A 21525-nucleotide genomic window follows, 5' to 3' on the forward strand; every position below is an offset into this window, starting at 1 on the left:
AAAACTCCTACAAAAAGCAGGCGCTGTGCACTTCTCAACCACTGCGTGCATCCGTGGCAGGGTCCCCTTTGCCCGCCAGTTCACCGGGCCTGCACTGCTGGTCACCGGCCAACAGCACATCGCCCTCGCGCACCAGTCGCGAAGGGTCAAGCGCCAGCAAGCAGACCGCTGCCCCCTTGAGACGGACCTCGAGAGTCGGAGTCGCCTCGCTCATTTCAACGGCGAAGAAACCGTCGACTTCAGTGACGCTGCGGCTGGCGTGATTGATTACCTGCGCGCCCCGCAGGGGCTGGCCCTTGTCGTCGAACAAGCGTCCCAGCACCGTGACCGTGCGCATCACCCGCAACTGGCGATAGGCGATGCCGCCTCGGTTCAGGTGGTAATCCAGGCTGGCGGGCTGGATCAACGCCGCAGTGGGGTCGATACCTTCGAAGTCGAACTGCACGCTGCCGGGCTTGTAGGCCGCGACCGGGATCACGTTGCGCCCGGGGCGCAGGACGGCGGTGCTGCCATTGGGGTCTTCGGCGTGCAGTTTCAGGTCGGGCAAGTCACTGTCGACGTCGACAATCAGACCCGCCTGATGCGGCAGGTACTGGCCGCTCATTGCAACCTTGCCGCCCCCAAGCGCAAGCAGGCTCTCCAGGTTCACGCCCCCGCCGAACTCGCCGTTGTAGGAAGATTGCTGAACGTAGGCATCGCCATGCATCACCTCGTTTTCGAACTGGGTATCGCCGCCAAGCCCCACGCCATAGCGGTCGGCACTCACCGTTGCACCGACACTGCGCAGCGGCCCGAGCTCGAGGTCTTGCTGATAGGTCAGCGAGGTGTTGATGTCGCGCCCGCCATCACGAGAGGTGCGGGTACCGACAGTCGCCGACACCCGCCGCCCCTTGCCGCCTCCCAGGCTCATGCTCAGCGCCAGGTTGACCCCGCGGCTGCGTGACTCACCCGTGGCCAACGTGCCGGGGCGGTCGAACACCGACAGCCGCCAGTTGGCATCGGAGCCCAACAGCCGCCCGTAATACGACCACCCCAGATCCAGCCCCACCCCCTCGCTGGCACCGCTGCTGTGCGATACCCGCAGGTTGGCAGTGTGCCGCGGGTCCAGGCGCTGACTCAGCGACACCGAGGTCTGCCGGGTCGCCTGCGCCGCAGGAGGGCGCTGGGTGGTCGTCTGGGGGGTGAGCCAGGAGCGGCTGTGGCTGGCCACCAGGGAGGTGGTCTCGAAATTGCCCACGGCCTGCAGGTCGTAGCCGTTGCCATAGCCCCGGGCCTGATAGAGGTTGCCATACAGCTTGAAGCGCTCGTGCACATCCCAGTCCAGCGAAGTGCCGAACTGCTGCTGCTCATCGATCTGCTGCACGGAAACCCCCACCACTGCGCGTGGATGCAGGAGGTAGTTGGCAAGGATGCCGCCACTGAGACTGTCGTCATGCTCACGTGACCAGTTGCTCAGCACACTGCTCTGGCGCCCCAGGTAGACGTTGTAGCGCCAACGCCCGCCGCGGCTGCTCCAGTTGCTGGGTTTGTAGATGAATGCCTGGTCGCGCGAGGTGACCTGGCCATCCTCGACCAGACGCACCTCGACTTCGTAGATGCCACCGGGCAGCACCCGGGTGTCCAGGGTCTGCAAGCCAGGCTGCACAGGCTGGCTGTTGATCAGCACACCGTTGCGGTAGATCTCGACGATCGCCGGTCGGTCGGGGGTGACGTAGATCGGGGTGGTGCTGGGCATGCCGGTATCCAAGGCCAACCCGTCGCTGCTGCCGAACATCAGCCCCAGTGTAGTGTCGGGGCTGGCCCCGTTCAGCCGTGGCTGGCGCGTCAGGCCCTGGGCACTGGGGGTGAAGTAGCCGAGCCGATAGAAGTGATCTTCGACCAGGCGTTCGGCATACAGCTGCTCGACGTGATAACGGGTCGAGGCATCGGCCTCGCTGCCACGGTCGAGTTGGCCATCGGCCAGGGCGGTCCAGTGACCGATGCTGCCCTGGCCCTGCAGTGCAAAGCGCCCAGTGCCGCCGCGCCCATCACCGACCAGGTTGAGCTGGTTGCGCAGCAACAGGCCCGTGCTTCCTTGCTCTGGCGGCCGGTGAAAACGAGGTGCCTGCCCGGCGCTTTCGGCCTGGAGGGTGAGCAACGATAACTGTGAGTTGACCAGGCTGTAGTGCACGGCCTGAAGCCCGTCGGGACAATCCTGACGACAATCTCCGAGCGGTCGCGGGCGAGCCAGACGCTCCTGCCAGCGCTGGCGCAGGCTTTCGGGCTCGCGGCTCTCGTCGGTTTCGGTGAACTCGAGCAGTTGCACCTGCTCGTCACGCCCCAGGACCACCATGGCATCGCCCAGGTAGCGGCCGTCCAGGTCCACCCGTACCGCCAGCGGCACATCGAAGAAATGCCCCTCGAATTCACGCGGCAAACCCTCGACCCGCCCGAGGGTTGCAGAGGCAGCAAGGCCGATCCGGGGCATCAGGGCGACGCAGGCGCCCACGAGCAGGCAATGGCGGAGTGCGGCGGGGATAGGTTGAAAGATTGGCATAGGCATCATGGCAGGCAATGCCCGCCCCGCCCTGACAAGCATCAGACAGGGGCAGCAACGGGCAATGGAAAGCAGGGAGTGAGCGAATCAGGGGGTGGCGGTTTCGAACATCATGCTCACCAGCCCCTGGTAGCTGCCGGGCACATAGCCGCCGGCTGGCGCGGCTTGAGCCGCGATCTCGAAACCGACCACCGCACCCGGCGCTGCCTGCGCCGCGGTGATGACTTCGGTGGAGGTGGTGCTGAGTGTGGTGCCGGCCACCGACACATCCAGGCCGATGCTGTTCACGCCGTCGCTGACCGCCGCCGGCGACACCAGGTAAGCGGTGATCGGGCCAACGGTGCTCTTGACCTGCAACTGCTTGCGGATCGGCTGCAGTTCGCTGCGGAACGAGTTCCAGGACAGTTCTTGCGGGTCGTTCATCCAGTTGCCGCCCACCGGCTCGACGAAGAAGGCATCGGTAGGCACCTGTGCGGTGACCTGGACCTGCTTTTCGATAGGGTCGACGGCATATGCCGAGGCGGCGGTAAACAGTGCGAGGGGCAGGGCCACGAACAGACGTTTCATGAGGAAATCTCCTTGAAGTGATGAGGCGGAATAACGCTTGACTGCGTCACCTGGCTCATTATTCGCGGAGTAATCGACGCATTAACTCAGACCCTTCCCAGCGAGCTTGGGAAATTTCCCAGGGATAGAGAAATGCCATCAATCAGAAACGACGACGCCCCGGCAAGCGGGGCGTCGTACTCGGCATCAACGATCAGTGGGAAACCGCACCACTGGCGCCCAGGCCGGTCTGCGAGCGAACGAACTGCGGGTAGAACAGTGCACGCTCGTCATCGGCAGCCTTGGACTTGTCGGTGACCGAGAAGAACCAGATACCCGCGAAGGCGATGATCATGGAGAACAGCGCCGGGTACTCGTACGGGTAGATGGCTTTTTCATGACCGAGGATCTGCACCCAGATGGTCGGGCCGAGAATCATCAGGCCAACCGCGCTGATCAGGCCCATCCAGCCGCCGATCATGGCGCCGCGGGTGGTCAGCTTCTTCCAGTACATCGAGAGCAGCAGTACCGGGAAGTTGCAGCTTGCGGCGATGGAGAAGGCCAGGCCAACCATGAAGGCGATGTTCTGCTTCTCGAACAGGATACCCAGGCCGATCGCCAGGACGCCCAGGGCGACGGTGGTGATCTTCGACACACGGATCTCGTCCTTGTCGTTGGCCTTGCCCTTGCGCCAGACGCTGGCGTACAGGTCGTGGGAAACTGCCGAGGCGCCCGCCAGGGTCAGGCCGGCAACCACAGCCAGAATGGTGGCGAAGGCCACGGCCGAAATGAAGCCGAGGAAGATGCTGCCACCCACGGCATCGGCCAGGTGCACCGCCGCCATGTTGTTACCGCCCAGCAGGGCGCCTGCGGCGTCCTTGAAGTCCGGGTTGGTGCTGACCAGCAGGATCGCGCCGAAGCCGATGATGAAGGTCAGGATGTAGAAGTAACCGATGAAGCCGGTGGCATACAGCACGCTCTTGCGCGCTTCCTTGGCGTCGCTGACGGTGAAGAAGCGCATCAGGATGTGCGGCAGACCTGCGGTGCCGAACATCAGCGCCAGGCCCAGCGAGAAGGCCGAGATCGGGTCCTTGACCAGGCCGCCCGGGCTCATGATCGCCTCGCCCTTGGCGTGCACCTTGATCGCCTCGGAGAACAGGGTGTTGAAGTCGAAGCCCACGTGCTTCATCACCATCAGCGCCATGAAGCTGGCACCGGAGAGCAGCAGCACCGCCTTGATGATCTGCACCCAGGTGGTGGCCAGCATGCCGCCGAACAGCACGTACAGGCACATCAGGATGCCGACCAGGATCACCGCGACGTGGTAGTCCAGGCCGAACAGCAGCTCGATCAGCTTGCCCGCGCCGACCATCTGCGCGATCAGGTAGAAGGCCACCACCACCAGCGAGCCCGAAGCCGACAGGGTGCGGATCTCTTTCTGCCCGAGGCGATAGGAGGCAACGTCGGCGAAGGTGTACTTGCCCAGGTTGCGCAGGCGCTCGGCGATCAGGAAGAGGATGATCGGCCAGCCGACCAGGAAGCCGATCGAGTAGATCAGGCCGTCGTAGCCGGAGGTGAACACCAGCGCGGAAATACCCAGGAAGGAAGCAGCCGACATGTAGTCACCGGCAATCGCCAGACCATTCTGGAAGCCGGTGATGCGCCCGCCTGCGGCGTAGTAGTCCGAAGCCGACTTATTGCGTTTCGAGGCCCAGTAGGTGATCCCCAGGGTGAAGCAGACGAAGGCCAGGAACATGATGATCGCCGACATGTTCAACGGCTGTTTCTGCACCGCGCCGCTGATTGCATCGGCAGCCCACACGGCCGGTGCGAAGGCACCGCAGGCCAGTACGGCCAAGGTTTTGGCGTGACGAATCATTGCTGCGCCTCCTTCAGGATCGCCTTGTTCAGCTCATCGAACTCGCCGTTGGCACGCCGCACGTAGATGGCGGTGAGGACGAATGCCGAGAGGATCAGGCCGACGCCCAGAGGAATGCCCCAGGTGATGGAAGAGCCGGGGCTGAGTTTGGCGCCGAGAATCTGCGGGCCGTAGGCGATGAGCAGGATGAAAGCGCAGTAGAGGCCGAGCATGATCGCCGAGAGGAGCCAGGCGAAACGTTCGCGTTTGGTGACCAGCTCCTTGAAGCGCGGACTTTCTTGTATCGATCGGTAGATGCTGTCGTTCATTGTTTTTGTCCTAGCAGCAACACAGTAAGGGGAGAACCCGCCTTAACTTTATGCTGCCGGTGGACGCCAACCAGACGACCTTAGTCTTAGATGCAACAGTCTTTTACCATTCGGGTAACAAAGTCAGGGCCAATGCGCACTTTGTAGGAGCGGGTTTACCCGCGAAAAGTACCCACTGGCCCTAGGCTCTGTATGAAAAACCTTGATACTCGGTGATGCTGCGTTGAAAACAGCCTCGGAATGCTCATTTACAACCTGTAAACTCCGCTTCCTCGGCTGTTTTCGCCTTGCCTGACCTTCGTCTCAAGGCTTTTCATAAAGACCCTGTCGGTTATTTACCCGTCCACTCCTTGACCCGCTCAGGATGCTTGGCCACCCAGTCCTTGGCCGCCGCTTCAGGCTTGGCCCCTTCCTGGATCGCCAGCATCACTTCGCCGATCTCGTCCTTGGACTGCCACTGGAACTTCTTGAGGAACTCGGCCACTTCCGGCGCCTTGGTCGCCAGTTCCTTGCTACCGATGCTGTTGACGGTTTCCGCCGCACCATAAACGCCCTTGGGATCTTCGAGGAACTTGAGTTTCCATTTGGCGAACATCCAGTGCGGCACCCAGCCGGTGACCGCGATCGACTGCTGCTTGGCATACGAACGCCCAAGTTCCGCCGTCATCGCCGCGCCGGAGCTTGCCGTCAGCTTGTAGCCGGTGAGGTCGTAGTCCTTGATCGCCTGCTCGGTCTTGAGCATGACTCCGGAGCCTGCATCGATGCCGACGATCTTCTGCTTGAAGCTTGTGTCGGTCTTGAGGTCGGCGATGCTGTTGGCCTTGACGTACTCCGGCACGATCAGGCCGATCTTGGCATCCTTGAAGTTGGGGCCGAAGTCGACCACGTTATCCTTGTTCTTGCTCCAGTATTCGCCATGGGTCACCGGCAGCCAGGCCGAGAGCATGGCATCGAGCTTGCCGGTGGCGACACCCTGCCACATGATGCCGGTGGCCACCGCTTGCAGCTTCACGTCGTAGCCGAGTTTCTGCTTGATCACTTCGGCAGCCACGTTGGTGGTGGCGACGCTGTCGGCCCACCCGTCCACGTAACCGATGCTTACTTCCTTGGCCATGGCCTGTGCAGCCCCCATGGCCAACACCAGGGCGCCGGTCACGCCCAGGAAACGTCGCATTCTTGTAGTAGTCGCCATCAAAGCATCCCCTCGTCAGGTCTTGGAGATTGCATCATCAACCTGCAACACAGCGCGACCTGCTCCGTCAGCGACCTTTACCCAACGATAAGCGACAGCACTTCGCCATTAGCGTCATCCACGCGCGGAGTTCTGCGCGATCCTTGCATGCCAAACTGTTGGCGCCGGGCTACTATCAGCGACTCTCAACCGATGACCCGCGCCAGACGATGGACCGCTCGATGCCCAGCACGCCCCGCACCACCCTCCTCTACCTGATCACCTGCCTGTTCGCCCTGCTCGGTCTCGGTGCATTCTGGTATGGCCTGGGCAAGCCGGTGCACCTGCCCGATGCGGCGAGCCCGACGCATAAATTGCAGTGCGCCTCCTACACCCCCTTCGACAAGGACCAGTCGCCCTTCGACCAGCCATTTCGCCTGCGCCCTGCGCGCATGGACGCCGACCTGGCATTACTGGCAGAGCGCTTCCAGTGCATCCGCACCTATTCGATGACGGGGCTTGAGGCGATTCCGGCGCTGGCGCGCAAGCACGGGCTGAAGGTGATGCTCGGTGCCTGGGTCAATGCCAACCCGGTAGACACCGACAAGGAGGTGGCGCTGCTGATCGAGGCGGCCAACGTCAATCCGGACGTGGTCAGCGCAGTGATCGTCGGCAACGAGGCGCTGCTGCGCAAGGAGGTCACCGGCCAACGCCTGGCCGAACTGATCACTCGGGTGAAAGACCAGGTGCAGGTCCCGGTGACCTACGCCGACGTCTGGGAGTTCTGGCTCCAGCACCCGGAAGTGGCGCCAGCGGTGGACTTCCTGACCATCCACCTGCTGCCCTACTGGGAGGACGATCCACGCGGCATCGAGGACGCCCTGGCGCATGTCGCCGAGGTACGTCAGGTGTTCGGCAACCGCTTCGCCCCCAAGGACGTCATGATCGGCGAAACCGGCTGGCCCAGCGAAGGCCGCCAGCGCGAGACCGCAGAGCCAAGCCGGGTCAACGAGGCACGCTTCATTCGGGGCTTCGTCGCGATGGCCGAGGCCAATGGCTGGCACTACAACCTGATCGAGGCCTTCGACCAGCCCTGGAAACGCGCCAGCGAAGGCGCAGTGGGTGGCTACTGGGGGCTGTACGACGCTGATCGGCAGGACAAAGGCGTGCTCGAAGGACCCGTCAGCAACCTGACACAGTGGCCACAGTGGTGGCTGGCCAGCGCGTTGCTGGTGTTGGCGACTCTGGGCCTGGCCGGGCGCCCGGCGCACGCCCGCGCGGCGTTGCTATTACCGCTGCTGGCGGCAGTCGGCGCGGGCAGCCTGGGGCTGTGGGGCGAGCTGATGCGCACCAACGCGCGCTTTGTCGCTGAATGGCTGTGGGCGGCAGCGCTGGCGGGCCTGAACCTGCTGGTACTGGCCCATGCCGCGCTGGCCCTGGCCCGACGCGAAGGCTGGCGTGAGCGGTTGTTCGCCTGGCTGCAGGCGCGAGCGGGATGGTGGCTGCTGGCAGCGGGATTCGCAGCGGCGGTGAGCATGCTGGCAATGGTCTTCGATCCGCGCTATCGCAGCTTCCCCAGCGCAGCGCTGCTGCTGCCGGCGCTGGTGTACCTGTTGCGACCGGTGGCCGCGCGCAGGGCCGAAGTGGCCCTGCTGGCATTCATCATCGGCGCAGGAATTGCGCCGCAGCTGTATCAGGAAGGGCTGCACAATCATCAGGCCTGGAGCTGGGCGGCGGTCAGTGTGCTGATGGTGGCTGCCCTTTGGCGCAGTTTGCGCAGGGCTTGAAACGGCGGTGTTCTTTTCGCGGGCAAGCCTGCGAAAAGAACACCGGTAAAACCTGCTAGCTGGAGGCCCTGACCAACCGCAACCCCGCCAGAACCACCGCAAAAACCCCCAGGCTCGCCGTGTACAGCACCAGCGCCGGCACCCCTGCCACCAGCGCCAGCACCGCCCCCCACCAGCCAAGCCGTCCCGGCAGCACCTGGCACAGCAAGGCCAGCCCCAACGCCACCCAGCCGATCACCTGGAAGTGAATCCACAATCCCAGCAGCGACCGCGCCTGGCACTGCCAGTGTTCGCCAGGCACCGCGCACAGGCCTACCCACTGGCCGTCTTCCATCAGGCCGAAACGCACGCCATAACTGGCCGCCAGCCACACCGGCAGAAACAGCAGCAACGCAACGACAGGCCACCAACGACTCATGCACAGCTCCAGAAAATGTAACCGGCGCTCAGGATAATCCCCCAGGCCTGCCGCGCAAGGCAAAATGGCGCGGTTCGGCTAATGTCGAGGAAAGCGGTCATTGCCGCAGCGGCCAACTTCACGGCAACATCCGCCACAATAAAGGACAGCGCGCCAGGCAACTTTGCCAGGGGCACGATGGTCCTAGCTCCACATTGCCTTGCCGTTCTCTCGGGGGACTCTCCATGCTTCGACCGTTGCGCCTCGCCGCGCTGCTGTGCGGCCTGTTTCTGGCTGCGGCCGCCTCTGCGCGGGACATCGACCCCGCCACCTACGGCTATCCCTTGACCAATCCGTTCGAGGCGACCATTGCCACCACGCCGCCGGACCAGCGCCCGACGCTGCCCAGCGACGACGATATCGACCAGTCCGACTACAGCCTGAACCTGCGCCCAGAGCGCGAATTCACCCTGCCGGACAACTTCTGGCCGGTGAAAAAACTCCGCTACCGCCTGGCACGCCAGGACCACGAAGCGCCATTGGTGTTCATCATCGCAGGCACCGGCGCGCCCTACAGCAGCACCATCGCCGAATACCTGAAAAAACTGTTCTACCAGGCGGGCTATCACGTGGTGCAGCTGTCTTCGCCCACCAGCTGGGACTTCATGAGCGCCGCCTCACGCTTCGCCACGCCCGGCGTGAGCCGCGAGGATGCCGAAGACCTGTACCGGGTCATGCAAGCCGTACGCGCCCAGCACCCGCGCCTGCCGGTCAGCGAGTTCTACCTCACCGGCTACAGCCTCGGCGCCCTGGACGCCGCGTTCGTCAGCCACCTGGACGAAACCCGGCGCAGCTTCAACTTCAAGCGCGTGCTGCTGCTCAACCCGCCCGTGAACCTGTACACCTCGATCAACAACCTCGACAAACTGGTGCAGACCCAGGTCAAGGGCATCGACCGCAGCACCACGTTCTACGAACTGATGCTGGAAAAACTCACGCGCTACTTCCAGGACAAGGGCTACATCGACCTCAATGACGCCCTGCTCTACGACTTCCAGAACTCACGCGAGCATTTGTCCAACGAACAGATGGCCATGCTGATCGGCACCTCGTTCCGTTTCTCGGCAGCCGACATCGCCTTCACCTCCGACCTGATCAATCGCCGCGGCCTGATCATTCCGCCGAAGTTTCCGATCACCGAGGGCAGCAGCCTCACGCCGTTCTTCAAACGGGCCCTGCAATGCGACTTCGACTGCTACCTGACCGAGCAGGTGATCCCCATGTGGCGTGCGCGCACGGACGGCAACAGCCTGCTGCAACTGATCGACCAGGTCAGCCTGTACGCCCTCAAGGACTACCTTGCCGACAGCACGAAGATCGCCGTGATGCACAACGCCGACGACGTGATCCTCGGCCCCGGCGACATCGGTTTCCTGCGCAAGGTATTCGGCGACCGACTGACCCTTTATCCACACGGCGGCCATTGCGGCAACCTCAACTACCGCGTCAATGCCGACGCCATGCTGGAGTTCTTCCGTGGCTGACAGACTCATACTTGCCCTCGCCCTGCTCGTCAGTACCAGCGCCCTGGCAGCAGAAACCGCACCGCGTACCAGCGTGATCGAAGCCGATGTGGTCGACACGCCTACCATGGAATCGGACGGTTTCCTCGACCCGCTGCGCGAGCTGAAATTCAACCCCGGCCTCGACCAGCGCGAGTTCGAACGCTCCACCCTGGCCGCGTTGAACGTCTACGACCCGCTGGAATCGATGAACCGGCGCATCTACCACTTCAACTATCGCTTCGACCAATGGGTGTTCCTGCCGGCGGTCGATGGCTACCGCTACATAACCCCGCACTTCGTGCGCACCGGGGTGAGCAACTTCTTCAACAACCTAGGGGATGTGCCCAACCTGTTCAACAGTGTGTTGCAGCTCAAGGTCAAACGCTCGGCGGAGATCACTGCGCGCCTGATGTTCAACACCCTCATCGGCGTGGGTGGCCTGTGGGACCCGGCGACCAAGATGGGGTTGCCACGCCAGAGCGAGGATTTCGGCCAGACCCTGGGCTTCTACGGCGTTCCGGAAGGCCCGTACATCATGCTGCCGATCCTCGGTCCTTCGAACCTGCGCGACACCACGGGCCTGGTGGTGGACTACGTCGGCGAGCGCGAGGCGAATTTCCTCAACGTCGCCGAGGTCAGTACCGACCATCCGGAGATCTTCCTGCTGCGGGCGATCGACCGGCGCTACACCACCAATTTCCGCTATGGCCAGACCAACTCGCCGTTCGAGTACGAGAAAGTGCGCTACGTGTATACCCAGGCGCGCAAGTTGCAGATTTCCGAGTGAGTACGGCGGGGCCGCCATGCGGCCTCAGCCCACCAATCCCAGAAACTGCTGCAGCTCCCGGCGCTTGGCCAGGGCATCGCTGCGCCCCAGTTCGATCAGCTCGCTGCAGTAGCTTGCCTCGAACAGCAGGTAGCTGAGCACCCCGGCCCCGCTGGTCTTGGTCGCTCCGGGCCCGCGCAGGAACAGGCGCAACGCCGCCGGCAACTCACGCCGATGACGTGCCGCGATCTCGTCCAGCGGCTGGCTGGGCGCCACCACCAATACTTCGATCGGCGCCAGGCCCAGGCGCCGGGCGTCCAGATGCGCAGGCATCAGGTGACTCAGGTGATTCAGGCGCTGCAACAACTCGATATCGTCTTCGAGGCTGTCGATGAAGGTACTGTTGAGCATGTGTCCGCCGATCTGCGCCAGGCTCGGCTGCTGCCCGCTGAACACCCGTGCACGCTGCACCGGCGGCGCAGGGCGCTGCGGGTTACCGCTGACCCCCACCACCAGTACGCGACTGGCCCCCAGGTGCAGCGCCGGGCTGATCGGCGCAGACTGGCGCACCGCGCCGTCACCGAAGTACTCGTCGCCCAGGCGCACCGGAGCGAAGAGTAACGGGATGGCCGAACTGGCCAGCAGGTGCTCGACGCTCAGCGCAGTGGGTACGCCGATACGCCGGTGCCGCAGCCAGGGTTCGATCGCTTCGCCGCCTTGATAGAACGTCACCGCCTGGCCGGACTCGTAACCAAAGGCGGTTACGGCCACCGCGCGCAGTTGCTCGCTGGCCAGGGCATGGTGGATGCCATCCAGGTCCAGATGCGCCTTGAGCAGCGCCCGCAGCGGGCTGCTGTCGAGCAGCGCCACCGGCATCTGCCGGCCCAGCCCCAGCAGGTTGTGGCTGACGAAACGGCTGGCCTGACGCATGACCCCGGGCCAGTCGCTGCGCAGCACAAGGTGGCTGCGAAAGTTCTGCCAGAAGCGGGTCAGGCGCTGCACCGACTCGCCAAAGCGAGTGGCGCCGCTGGCAAGGGTCACAGCATTGATGGCCCCGGCGGAGGTGCCGACGATGACCGGGAAGGGATTGGGCGCGCCAGCGGGCAACAGTTCGGCGATACCGGCAAGCACGCCGACCTGGTAGGCAGCACGGGCTCCGCCGCCGGAGAGGATCAGGCCAGTAGTCGGGGGTGAGGCCATTGGTTCCTTCCTGGTTTGTCGGTTTTGTCAGGATCGGCCCCTTCGCGGGCAAGTCGGGGCGCGAAAGGGCCTGCAGCCACTACCCCGGATCAGCGCTTCTTCTTGTCATACAGCCGCGGCGCCCCTTCGGGCCGCGACTTGAAGCGCCGGTGCGCCCACAGGTACTGCTCGGGGCACTCGCGCAGCACACTTTCGACCCACTGGTTGATGCGCAGGCAGTCGGCCTCCTCGCTCTCCCCTGGGAAATCCTCGAGCGGCGCATGCACCACCAGACGATAGCCGCTGCCATCTTCCAGGCGTTTCTGAGTGAACGGAATCACCCGCGCCTTGCCCAGGCGAGCGAACTTGGTCGTTGCAGTCACCGTGGCGGCGGGGATGCCGAACAACGGCACGAACAGGCTCTGCTTGGTGCCGTAGTCCTGGTCCGGTGCGTACCAGATCGCCCGCCCGCCGCGCAGCAGCTTGAGCATGCCGCGTACGTCCTCGCGCTCCACTGCCAGGGAGTCGAGGTTGTGCCGCTCGCGACCGCGTCGCTGGATGAAGTCGAACACCGGATTGCCGTGCTCGCGGTACATGCCATCGATGGTGTGCTCCTGGCCGAGCAGGGCCGCGCCGATCTCCAGCGTGGTGAAATGCACCGCCATGAGGATGGCGCCCTGCCCGTCACGCTGGGCGGCCTGCAGGTGCTCCAGACCTTCGATATGTGCCAGGCGGGCAAGCCTGGCTTTGGGCCACCACCAGCTCATGGCCATTTCGAAGAAGGCGATGCCGGTGGAGGCGAAGTTTGCCTTCAGCAGGCGCTGCCGTTCGTCGCCGGACAGTGCCGGGAAACACAGCTCCAGGTTGCGCGCGGCAATGCGCCGACGCTCGCCGGCCAGGCGATACATCACGGCGCCCAGGGCGCTGCCGAGCCACAGCAAGGCTCGGTAAGGCAACTGCACCACCAGCCACAGCAGGCCCAGGCCGAGCCACAGGCCCCAGAAACGTGGATGGAGGAAGTAGGGACGAAAACGCGGACGATCCATTGAAGCTTCCGGTAAGACAAAGGCCTGGCATTCTACAACCTTTGGCCGCAGGTTGCGGCCAATCGGTCTTATCGTTATAAGTCAGGGCACTTTTTTCGCAACAAGCCGTCTATGCAGACCATGAGCCTCAACCAGACACCCGACTCCGCCACCGTGTTCCAGCTCAAGGGCAGCATGCTCGCCATCACTGTGCTGGAACTGGCGCGCAACGACCTCGAAGCCCTCGACCGCCAACTGGCGGCGAAAGTGGCGCAGGCCCCCAATTTCTTCAGCAACACACCGCTGGTGCTGGCCCTGGACAAACTGCCGCCGGACGAAGGCGCCATCGACCTGCCCGGGCTGATGCGCATCTGCCGTCACCATGGCCTGCGCACCCTGGCGATCCGCGCCAGCCGGATCGAGGACATCGCCGCAGCCATCGCCATCGACCTGCCGGTCCTGCCGCCCTCCGGCGCCCGCGAACGCCCGCTGGAACCTGAGCCGGAAGTGAAGAAAGTCGAGCCCGCTCCGGCACCCGCTGTGGCCGCCGAACCCGAGGTTCGCCCGACCCGCATCATCACCAGCCCTGTACGTGGCGGCCAGCAGATCTATGCTCAGGGCGGCGACTTGATCGTGACCGCCTCGGTGAGCCCGGGTGCGGAACTTCTCGCCGATGGCAATATCCATGTGTACGGCGCCATGCGTGGCCGCGCACTGGCTGGTATCAAGGGCAACACCCGAGCCAGGATCTTCTGTCAGCAGATGACGGCCGAAATGGTCTCCATCGCCGGTCAGTACAAGGTCTGCGAAGACCTGCGCCGCGACCCGCTGTGGGGTTCGGGCGTGCAGGTGAGCCTGGTCGGCGACGTGTTGAACATCACCCGTCTTTAACGGATACTGCCGCCATTTTAAGAGCAACTTTTCCACCGTTGCCTTTTTTGCATTTGCTGGGACTTCGGGTCCCGTTTATTTAGGGGTGAAACACCTTGGCCAAGATTCTCGTGGTTACTTCCGGCAAGGGGGGGGTGGGCAAGACCACCACCAGCGCCGCCATCGGTACCGGCCTCGCATTGCGCGGCCACAAGACTGTGATCGTCGACTTCGACGTCGGCCTGCGTAACCTCGACCTGATCATGGGCTGCGAACGCCGCGTGGTGTACGACTTCGTCAACGTGGTCAACGGCGAAGCCAACCTGCAGCAGGCCCTGATCAAGGACAAGCGCCTTGAAAACCTGTTCGTGCTGGCCGCCAGCCAGACCCGCGACAAGGACGCCCTGACGCAAGAAGGCGTCGAAAAAGTCCTGATGGAGCTCAAGGAGCAGTTCGACTACGTCATCTGCGACTCCCCGGCCGGTATCGAGAAAGGCGCGCACCTGGCGATGTACTTCGCCGACGAAGCCATCGTCGTGACCAACCCGGAAGTCTCCTCGGTACGTGACTCCGACCGCATGCTGGGCATTCTGTCGAGCAAGTCGCGCCGCTCCGAGAACGGCGAGGAGCCGATCAAGGAACACCTGCTGATCACCCGCTACCACCCCGAGCGCGTGGAAAAGGGCGAAATGCTCAGCATCGCCGACGTCGAAGAGATCCTCGCGATCAAGCTCAAGGGCGTGATTCCCGAGTCGCAAGCGGTCCTCAAGGCATCCAACCAGGGTATCCCGGTCATCCTCGACGACCAGAGCGACGCCGGCCAGGCCTACAGCGATACCGTCGACCGCCTGCTGGGTAAAGAGAAGCCTCTGCGCTTCATCGAAGTGCCGAAGCAAGGATTCTTCGCGCGCCTGTTTGGAGGCAAATAAACCATGAACCTTTTTGACTTCTTTCGTGGCAGACAGAAACAGACCAGTGCGTCGGTAGCGAAAGAGCGTCTACAGATCATCGTGGCGCATGAGCGCGGCCAGCGCAGCGAACCGGACTACCTGCCGGCGCTGCAGAAAGAACTGCTCGAAGTGATCCGCAAGTATGTGAACATCGGCAACGATGACGTGCATATCGAGCTGGAAAACCAGGGCAGCTGCTCGATTCTGGAACTGAACATCACCTTGCCGGATCGCTGATAGAAACCCCTGTCACACCGCGATCCCCTGTGGGAGCGGGCTTGCCCGCGAAAAGGCCGGTACTGGCGCCATCACCCTGGCACTTGTACCGGCCTTCTTCGCGGGCAAGCCCGCTCCCACAGTGCTTTACAGAGAACCGTTGAACATGCCGCTGTCGAACATCCAGATCCTCTTCGAAGACGCCGCCATCCTGGTGATCAACAAACCGACCCTGCTGCTGTCGGTGCCAGGTCGTGCCGAGGACAACAAGGACTGCCTGATCACCCGCCTGCAGGAAAACGGCTACCCCGACGCGCTGATCGTCCATCGCCTGGACTGGGAAACCTCCGGGATCATTCTCCTGGCCCGCGATGCCGACAGTCACCGCGAGCTGTCGCGCCAGTTCCACGACCGCGAGACGGAGAAAGCCTATACCGCACTGTGCTGGGGCCAGCCGACGCTCGACAGTGGCAGTATCGACCTGCCGCTGCGCTACGACCCGCCCACAAAGCCACGCCATGTGGTCGACCATGAGCAGGGCAAGCATGCCCTGACCTTCTGGCGCGTACTGGAACGCTGTGGCGACCATTGCCGGGTTGAGCTGACGCCCATCACCGGGCGCTCGCACCAGTTGCGCGTGCACATGCTGTCGATCGGGCACCCGCTGCTGGGCGACCGGCTGTATGCCAACCCCGAGGCATTGGCGGCCCATGAACGGCTGTGCCTGCATGCATCGATGCTGAGCTTTACTCACCCGGTGTCTGGGCAGCGGTTGAAGTTCGAGTGCCCGGCGCCGTTCTAGAGTTTTGTGGCTGCACCGGCCCTTTCGCGGGTAAACCCGCTCCCACAGAGGTCACCCCCAACCCTGTAGGAGCGGGCTTGCCCGCGAAGAGGCCCGCACAAATTCCGGACCATTTACGCTAAACTCGCGCCACTGCTGTCTGGAGTGAGCTATGCGCGAAGCACTGAATACCGGCCTGATCGATTTCCTCAAGGCCTCCCCGACGCCCTTCCACGCCACCGCCAGCCTGGCCAAGCGCCTCGAAGCCGCCGGTTACCAGCGTCTGGACGAGCGTGACAGTTGGGCCACCGTGCCCGGCGGACGCTACTACGTCACCCGTAACGACTCTTCGATCATCGCCATTCGCCTGGGCAAGCATTCGCCCTTGATTGGCGGTATCCGTATGGTCGGCGCACACACCGACAGCCCGTGCCTGCGGGTCAAGCCACAGCCCGAACTGCAGCGCCAGGGTTTCCTGCAACTGGGCGTCGAAGTCTATGGCGGTGCCCTGCTCGCCCCTTGGTTCGACCGCGACCTGTCGCTGGCCGGACGCGTCACCTTCCGCCGCGATGGCAAGGTCGAAAGCCAACTGGTCGATTTCAAGCTGCCGATCGCCATCATTCCCAACCTGGCCATCCACCTCAACCGTACCGCCAACGAGGGCTGGCCGATCAACCCGCAGAACGAGCTGCCGCCTATCCTGGCCCAGGTCGCGGGCGACGAGCGTGTCGACTTCCGAGCCCTGCTCACCGAGCAACTGGCCCGCGAGCACGGCCTGATCGCCGACGTGGTGCTGGACTATGAGCTGAGTTTCTACGACACCCAGAGCGCTGCGGTCATCGGCCTGCATGGCGACTTCATCGCCGGTGCGCGCCTGGACAACCTGCTGTCGTGCTATGCCGGGCTGCAGGCGCTACTGGCCGCCGAGAGCGACGAAACCTGCGTGCTGGTATGCACCGATCACGAAGAGGTCGGCTCCTGCTCGGCGTGCGGCGCCGACGGACCGATGCTCGAGCAGACCCTGCAACGTCTGCTGCCCGATGGCGACGAATACGTGCGCACCATCCAGCGCTCGTTGCTGGTGTCGGCCGACAACGCCCACGGCGTGCACCCCAACTACGCCGACAAGCATGACGGCAATCATGGGCCCAAGCTCAACTCCGGCCCGGTGATCAAGGTCAACAACAACCAGCGCTACGCCACCAACAGCGAAACCGCCGGCTATTTCCGCCACCTGTGCATGGCCGAGGAAGTGCCTGTACAAAGCTTCGTGGTGCGCAGCGACATGGGCTGCGGCTCGACCATCGGTCCGATCACCGCCAGCCACCTGGGCGTGCGTACCGTCGACATCGGCCTGCCGACCTTCGCCATGCACTCGATCCGCGAGCTGTGCGGCAGCCAGGACCTGGCGCACCTGGTGAAGGTGCTGACGGCGTTCTATCGCAGTCGCGAACTGCCTTGATATCAGGTAGGCCTTTTCGCGGGTAAACCCGCTCCTACAGGTGCATCAACGCTCCAGCAGGAGTGGGCTTACCCACGAATTCTCCGCCCCTCAACGCGCTATGCTTCAAGCATGCCCCCGACAACAGAAGGATTCTGTTCATGTCACCCTTCCTCTCCCTGTTCGTGCCGGTGTTCCTTTTCCTGATGCTGCTGACCATCGGTTTCAGCCTGCGCGAGCGCAATGCCGGCGTGCTGATGATGTGGATCGGCACCCTCGGCATCTTTGGCATCATGTGCTGGAAGATCCTCGAGAAACTCGCCTGAGAAATCCTCTACACTCCGGCAATCGATCGACCTGAGGTAGATTTTCCGGTGCCCGCCTTTCTCCGTTGCCTGACCCTGCTGCTCTTCCTGTTCATCGCCCCGGTGCACGCCGCTGGCCTGCCCGGCTTGCTGGGTAGCAGCACGCCTGCCCAACCCCAGGCCACCGAGCCGCTGGACAAGTCACTGGACGAAGTGATCAAGAGCCTCGAAAACGACCAGCAACGGGCCAAGTTGCTGGCCGACCTGAAGAAACTGCGCGATGCCAGCAAACAGTCGCAACCCACGGTGGAACAGGGCGTGCTCGGGCTGATCGGCAACGCCATGCACGACCTGGAAAAGCAGTTCAGCGGCGATGCCAGCCCCTTCGTGCGTTGGTCGCAGGAAATCGACCAGGCCCAGAACGAGCTGGCAGCATTGGTCGTTCCGGTGCACCAGTGGCCAGCGATCCTGTTCGGCTTCGCTGCGGTCATTGCCGTGTGGAGCCTGTTGGCCTACGCCTTCAACTGGATCGGCCATCGGGTAAGGATCCGCTTCGGGCTCACCGAAGAACTGCCCCAACACCCACGCACCTGGGACCTCGTGCGATTCGCCCTGCGCAAGCTCGGGCCCTGGCTGGTGGCGCTGGTGTTCACCGTGTACCTGAGCTTCGCTCTGCCACCGTCGCTGGGCAAATCCCTGGCCATGGTCCTGGCCTATGCGCTGGTGGTCGGCACCTGCTTTTCGGCGATCTGCGTGATCGCCTTCTCGTTGCTCGACGGCCCGCATCGCCACCGCGCCCTGCATATCCTGCGACACCAGGCGTTTCGCCCGTTATGGCTGATCGGCAGCTTCGCCGCCTTCGGCGAAGCGATGAGCGACCCACGCCTGACCACTGCGCTGGGCACACACCTGGCTCATGCGGTAGCGACCGTGACCAACGTGTTGGCGGCCCTGTGCACCGGCCTGTTCATCCTGCGCTTCAGGCGCCCGATCGCGCACCTGATCCGCAATCAGCCGCTGTCGCGGCGCCTGACCCGGCGTACGCTCAGCGACACCATCGAGCTGCTTGGCAGTTTCTGGTTCGTCCCGGCCTTGATCCTCGTGGCGATCTCGCTGTTCGCCACCTTCGTCTCTGCCGGCGACACCAGCACCGCCCTGCGTCAGTCACTGATGTGCACCGTGCTGGTGGTGGTGTGCATGGTGCTCAACGGCCTGGTGCGCCGCCACGCCGCCAAACCTCGGCGCGCCAACAAGCGTCAGGCGGTGTATACCGAACGCCTGAAGAACTTTGGCTACGCCCTGGTACACCTGGGCATCTGGCTGCTGTTCATCGAGCTGGGCCTGCGCGTGTGGGGGCTTTCGATGATCGGTTTTGCCGAGGGCGAAGGCCATGATGTCAGCGTGCGCCTGCTGGGCCTGGCAGGCACCCTGATCGCCGCCTGGCTGGTGTGGATTCTGGCCGACACCGCCGTGCACCACGCACTGGTGCGCTCGCGCCGAGGCCTGGCCAACGCCCGCGCGCAGACCATGATGCCGCTGATCCGCAACGTACTGTTCGTGGCGATCTTCATCATTGCGGTGATCGTCGCCCTGGCCAACATGGGCATGAACGTCACACCGCTGCTGGCCGGTGCCGGTGTCATCGGCCTGGCCATCGGCTTCGGTGCGCAATCGCTGGTGGCCGATCTGATCACCGGGTTGTTCATCATCATCGAGGACAGCCTGGCCATCGACGACTATGTCGACGTCGGCGGCCACCTGGGCACGGTCGAGGGCCTGACCATTCGCACCGTGCGCCTGCGCGACATCGACGGCATCGTGCACACCATCCCGTTCAGCGAGATCAAGAGCATCAAGAACTACTCGCGTGAATTCGGCTATGCGATCTTCCGAATCGCCATCCCGCACAACATGAGCATCGACAAGGCGATCAGCCTGATTCGCGAAGTGGGGCAGAAGCTGCGAAATGATCCGCTGATGCGCCGCAACATCTGGTCGCCGCTGGAACTGCAGGGAGTCGAGAGTTTCGAGTCGGGCTCGGCGATCCTGCGGGCGCGCTTCAAGACCGCGCCGATCAAGCAGTGGGAGGTGTCACGGGCCTTCAACCTGGCGTTGAAACGCCAGCTCGACGAAGCCGGGCTGGACCTGGCTACGCCGCGGTTGTCGGTGCAGATGGTGACGGCAGGGGGCGGAGCGATGGCTGAAGGCAGTGCAGCATCAAAATGATCAGGGTTGCTTAGCGCCGCAAGGCCGCCCCCAGACAAACGTGCAGCCCCTTGCAGGACTGGCCTTGTGCTGCGATGGCTGCAAAGCAGCCGCAGCCCTCCCTCCAGCGCCCAGGTGCAAATCGCATCTGGGCGCCAATACTCCAGGTCGCAGTCAATCAGAAGGCCAGAAGTGTAGCTACTGACCCAACTCGCAGGCCAATAATGAACTGATATATATGTGAATTTATAAATCAGTCCTACCATCTACGAACCAGCCATCGCAGATAATAGTGAAAACTCCTACAGCGTTAGATGATTTTTCATGCACACTGAGAGCTTGTACATCTTTCATCTCTAGCTAGTATGAAAAGTGTCGCAACGACGCGACATTACTGGAGAATAAAAATGAAAGAAGTAAAGTTGGAATCTCACAACCTGGCAAACATGGCTCACCTGGTGCGTAAAACCCAATAAGCCATTACGTTGAACGCTGGGCGCAGTGCCGGCCTGCGTCCAGCTCAACCTCGGGAGCTGTCAACTCATGAATAATGACTGTTTTTTCATAACTGCAGACAAGAACCTTATTTGCTGGAACTATAAAAACCATAAACAATACGAGCTCTCCCATGCTCATGCACGCCGACTTGTAGACTTGATCTACCAGCAAGACGAACCTCAAGATGACAACCCACTGGATCAAAATCTGCTTAGATGCGACATATTAAATCACCAGCCCGCTGATGATAAAACCTGGGGTTGGGATATGCTTTCCCGAATCTTCCACTTCGGTACAAAAAATATTGCTTTGAGCATACAACCCAAAAATGAAGCAGATTGGGCCGCACTTTATCTCGAACACTGCGAAAGCGTATTGAGCAAACCACTGCCCGCCCAACGTATAAATCTCAACGCACTGCAAACAATACAACTGTTGCGCCATACCGACTCAGGCCTGTTCGAAGCATTGCTCACAAAACGCTCAACCTCTAGAGACTTTCTCGACCTGCCAGTGCAGCTAGAAGACCTGACGCGAATCTTAGAATACTCGATAGGGTTCATCGGAGAGAGAGAGCTTCCCGACTCAAGCAATTTACCTGCAGCCCTTCGCAAGCGACGTAGTAGCCCATCGGGTGGTGGGCTAAACTCAACAGAGGCTTATGTTTACGTCAGACATGTCGATAATCTTGATCCGGGCCTTTACTATTACGACCCATTTGGTCACTGTTTACATCTACTATCTACTGAGCTTCCACCCGTAGGCAAAATGCTTTCAGGCCAGCATTTTTCAGACAGCATTTCTGCAGGTTTTTTTCTGACTTCTCGCTTCGATAAGCTATGGTGGAAATACGAACATTCGCGCGCCTATCGAATTGCTTTATTAGAAATAGGGCATGTCGCTCAAACCCTACAACTCGTCGCAACCGCACTGAATCTGGACACATGGCCGACAGGCGCCTTGTGCGAAGACCTCATCGACCCTTTACTGCAACTTAACTCCCCTGGCGAACAGGTATTATTTTTCGTGGGCTGTGGTCACGCAAAAGGAAGCGCAACGCCTAATTCTCTTAAAACAATACTCGCACAATAAAGTTCAGC

Annotated in this window: 19 protein-coding genes; 11 read left to right on the forward strand and 8 right to left on the reverse strand. The window is 62.4% G+C overall.

Annotation, left to right across the window (positions count from 1 at the left end):
• Positions 1-34 precede the first annotated feature (34 nt).
• The 5 genes from VA602_RS00870 to VA602_RS00890 form a co-directional block, all read right to left on the reverse strand.
• A complete protein-coding gene (locus VA602_RS00870; protein WP_407682486.1) occupies positions 35-2536 on the reverse strand; it encodes a TcfC E-set like domain-containing protein in 2502 nt (833 codons plus the stop codon).
• An 87-nt stretch (positions 2537-2623) separates the two neighbouring features.
• Complete coding sequence (locus tag VA602_RS00875) at positions 2624-3103, reverse strand: CS1 type fimbrial major subunit (protein WP_153772840.1); 480 nt, start codon at positions 3101-3103, stop codon at positions 2624-2626.
• A gap of 193 nt (positions 3104-3296) precedes the next feature.
• Positions 3297-4961 (reverse strand): cation acetate symporter, encoded by a 1665-nt coding sequence (locus VA602_RS00880; protein ID WP_054893849.1) that lies wholly within the window; start codon positions 4959-4961, stop codon positions 3297-3299.
• Complete coding sequence (locus tag VA602_RS00885) at positions 4958-5269, reverse strand: DUF485 domain-containing protein (RefSeq protein ID WP_063545796.1); 312 nt, start codon at positions 5267-5269, stop codon at positions 4958-4960. Before VA602_RS00885 ends, VA602_RS00880 begins: the two co-directional genes overlap by 4 nt.
• 331 nt (positions 5270-5600) lie before the next feature.
• The gene (locus VA602_RS00890; RefSeq protein ID WP_063545797.1) at positions 5601-6461 is read right to left on the reverse strand and encodes a glycine betaine ABC transporter substrate-binding protein; all 861 of its coding nucleotides are present in this window, start codon (positions 6459-6461) and stop codon (positions 5601-5603) included.
• A 209-nt stretch (positions 6462-6670) separates the two neighbouring features.
• Here VA602_RS00890 and VA602_RS00895 point away from each other — a divergent pair, with 209 nt between their 5' ends.
• Positions 6671-8227 carry a glycoside hydrolase family 17 protein gene (locus VA602_RS00895; RefSeq protein ID WP_323452242.1) on the forward strand — a complete coding sequence of 519 codons (1557 nt, stop codon included), beginning with the start codon at positions 6671-6673 and terminating at the stop codon, positions 8225-8227.
• Positions 8228-8282: 55 nt separating this feature from the next.
• Here the strand turns inward: VA602_RS00895 and VA602_RS00900 are convergent, their stop codons facing one another.
• A complete protein-coding gene (locus VA602_RS00900; RefSeq protein ID WP_063545798.1) occupies positions 8283-8645 on the reverse strand; it encodes a hypothetical protein in 363 nt (120 codons plus the stop codon).
• A gap of 224 nt (positions 8646-8869) precedes the next feature.
• On the opposite strand from VA602_RS00900, the gene VA602_RS00905 reads away from it, so the two are divergent.
• Both VA602_RS00905 and VA602_RS00910 read left to right on the forward strand, forming a co-directional pair.
• The gene (locus tag VA602_RS00905; RefSeq protein ID WP_323452217.1) at positions 8870-10168 is read left to right on the forward strand and encodes an alpha/beta fold hydrolase family protein; all 1299 of its coding nucleotides are present in this window, start codon (positions 8870-8872) and stop codon (positions 10166-10168) included.
• A 106-nt stretch (positions 10169-10274) separates the two neighbouring features.
• Positions 10275-10976 (forward strand): MlaA family lipoprotein, encoded by a 702-nt coding sequence (locus VA602_RS00910; protein WP_407682488.1) that lies wholly within the window; start codon positions 10275-10277, stop codon positions 10974-10976.
• Positions 10977-11000: 24 nt separating this feature from the next.
• Here the strand turns inward: VA602_RS00910 and VA602_RS00915 are convergent, their stop codons facing one another.
• Together VA602_RS00915 and VA602_RS00920 are read right to left on the reverse strand one after the other, a co-directional pair.
• On the reverse strand, positions 11001-12155 hold the full coding sequence (locus VA602_RS00915; protein WP_323452219.1) for a patatin-like phospholipase family protein: 1155 nt from the start codon (positions 12153-12155) through the stop codon (positions 11001-11003).
• A gap of 89 nt (positions 12156-12244) precedes the next feature.
• Positions 12245-13180 (reverse strand): lipid A biosynthesis lauroyl acyltransferase, encoded by a 936-nt coding sequence (locus VA602_RS00920; RefSeq protein WP_153772837.1) that lies wholly within the window; start codon positions 13178-13180, stop codon positions 12245-12247.
• 111 nt (positions 13181-13291) lie between these two features.
• On the opposite strand from VA602_RS00920, the gene minC reads away from it, so the two are divergent.
• From minC to VA602_RS00960, 8 genes are all read left to right on the forward strand, one after another.
• Positions 13292-14050, forward strand: a complete 759-nt coding sequence (minC, locus tag VA602_RS00925) for a septum site-determining protein MinC (protein WP_063545803.1) — start codon at positions 13292-13294, stop codon at positions 14048-14050.
• Positions 14051-14145: 95 nt separating this feature from the next.
• Positions 14146-14958: a septum site-determining protein MinD gene (minD, locus tag VA602_RS00930; protein ID WP_054893840.1), complete on the forward strand. Its 813-nt coding sequence runs from the start codon at positions 14146-14148 to the stop codon at positions 14956-14958.
• A gap of 3 nt (positions 14959-14961) precedes the next feature.
• Positions 14962-15216, forward strand: coding sequence for a cell division topological specificity factor MinE (gene minE / locus VA602_RS00935; RefSeq protein WP_003252572.1), 255 nt, complete (start codon positions 14962-14964; stop codon positions 15214-15216).
• A gap of 145 nt (positions 15217-15361) precedes the next feature.
• On the forward strand, positions 15362-15997 hold the full coding sequence (locus VA602_RS00940; RefSeq protein WP_054893839.1) for an RluA family pseudouridine synthase: 636 nt from the start codon (positions 15362-15364) through the stop codon (positions 15995-15997).
• A 151-nt stretch (positions 15998-16148) separates the two neighbouring features.
• Complete coding sequence (locus VA602_RS00945; RefSeq protein ID WP_054895571.1) at positions 16149-17438, forward strand: M18 family aminopeptidase; 1290 nt, start codon at positions 16149-16151, stop codon at positions 17436-17438.
• 140 nt (positions 17439-17578) lie between these two features.
• Positions 17579-17743: a hypothetical protein gene (locus tag VA602_RS00950; protein ID WP_172964816.1), complete on the forward strand. Its 165-nt coding sequence runs from the start codon at positions 17579-17581 to the stop codon at positions 17741-17743.
• A 48-nt stretch (positions 17744-17791) separates the two neighbouring features.
• A complete protein-coding gene (locus VA602_RS00955) occupies positions 17792-19948 on the forward strand; it encodes a mechanosensitive ion channel family protein (protein ID WP_323452220.1) in 2157 nt (718 codons plus the stop codon).
• A gap of 522 nt (positions 19949-20470) precedes the next feature.
• A complete protein-coding gene (locus VA602_RS00960; RefSeq protein ID WP_323452221.1) occupies positions 20471-21517 on the forward strand; it encodes a SagB family peptide dehydrogenase in 1047 nt (348 codons plus the stop codon).
• Positions 21518-21525 lie beyond the last annotated feature (8 nt).

It is taken from the genome of Pseudomonas machongensis (assembly GCF_034961125.1).
Taxonomy (GTDB): Bacteria; Pseudomonadota; Gammaproteobacteria; order Pseudomonadales; family Pseudomonadaceae; genus Aquipseudomonas; species Aquipseudomonas machongensis.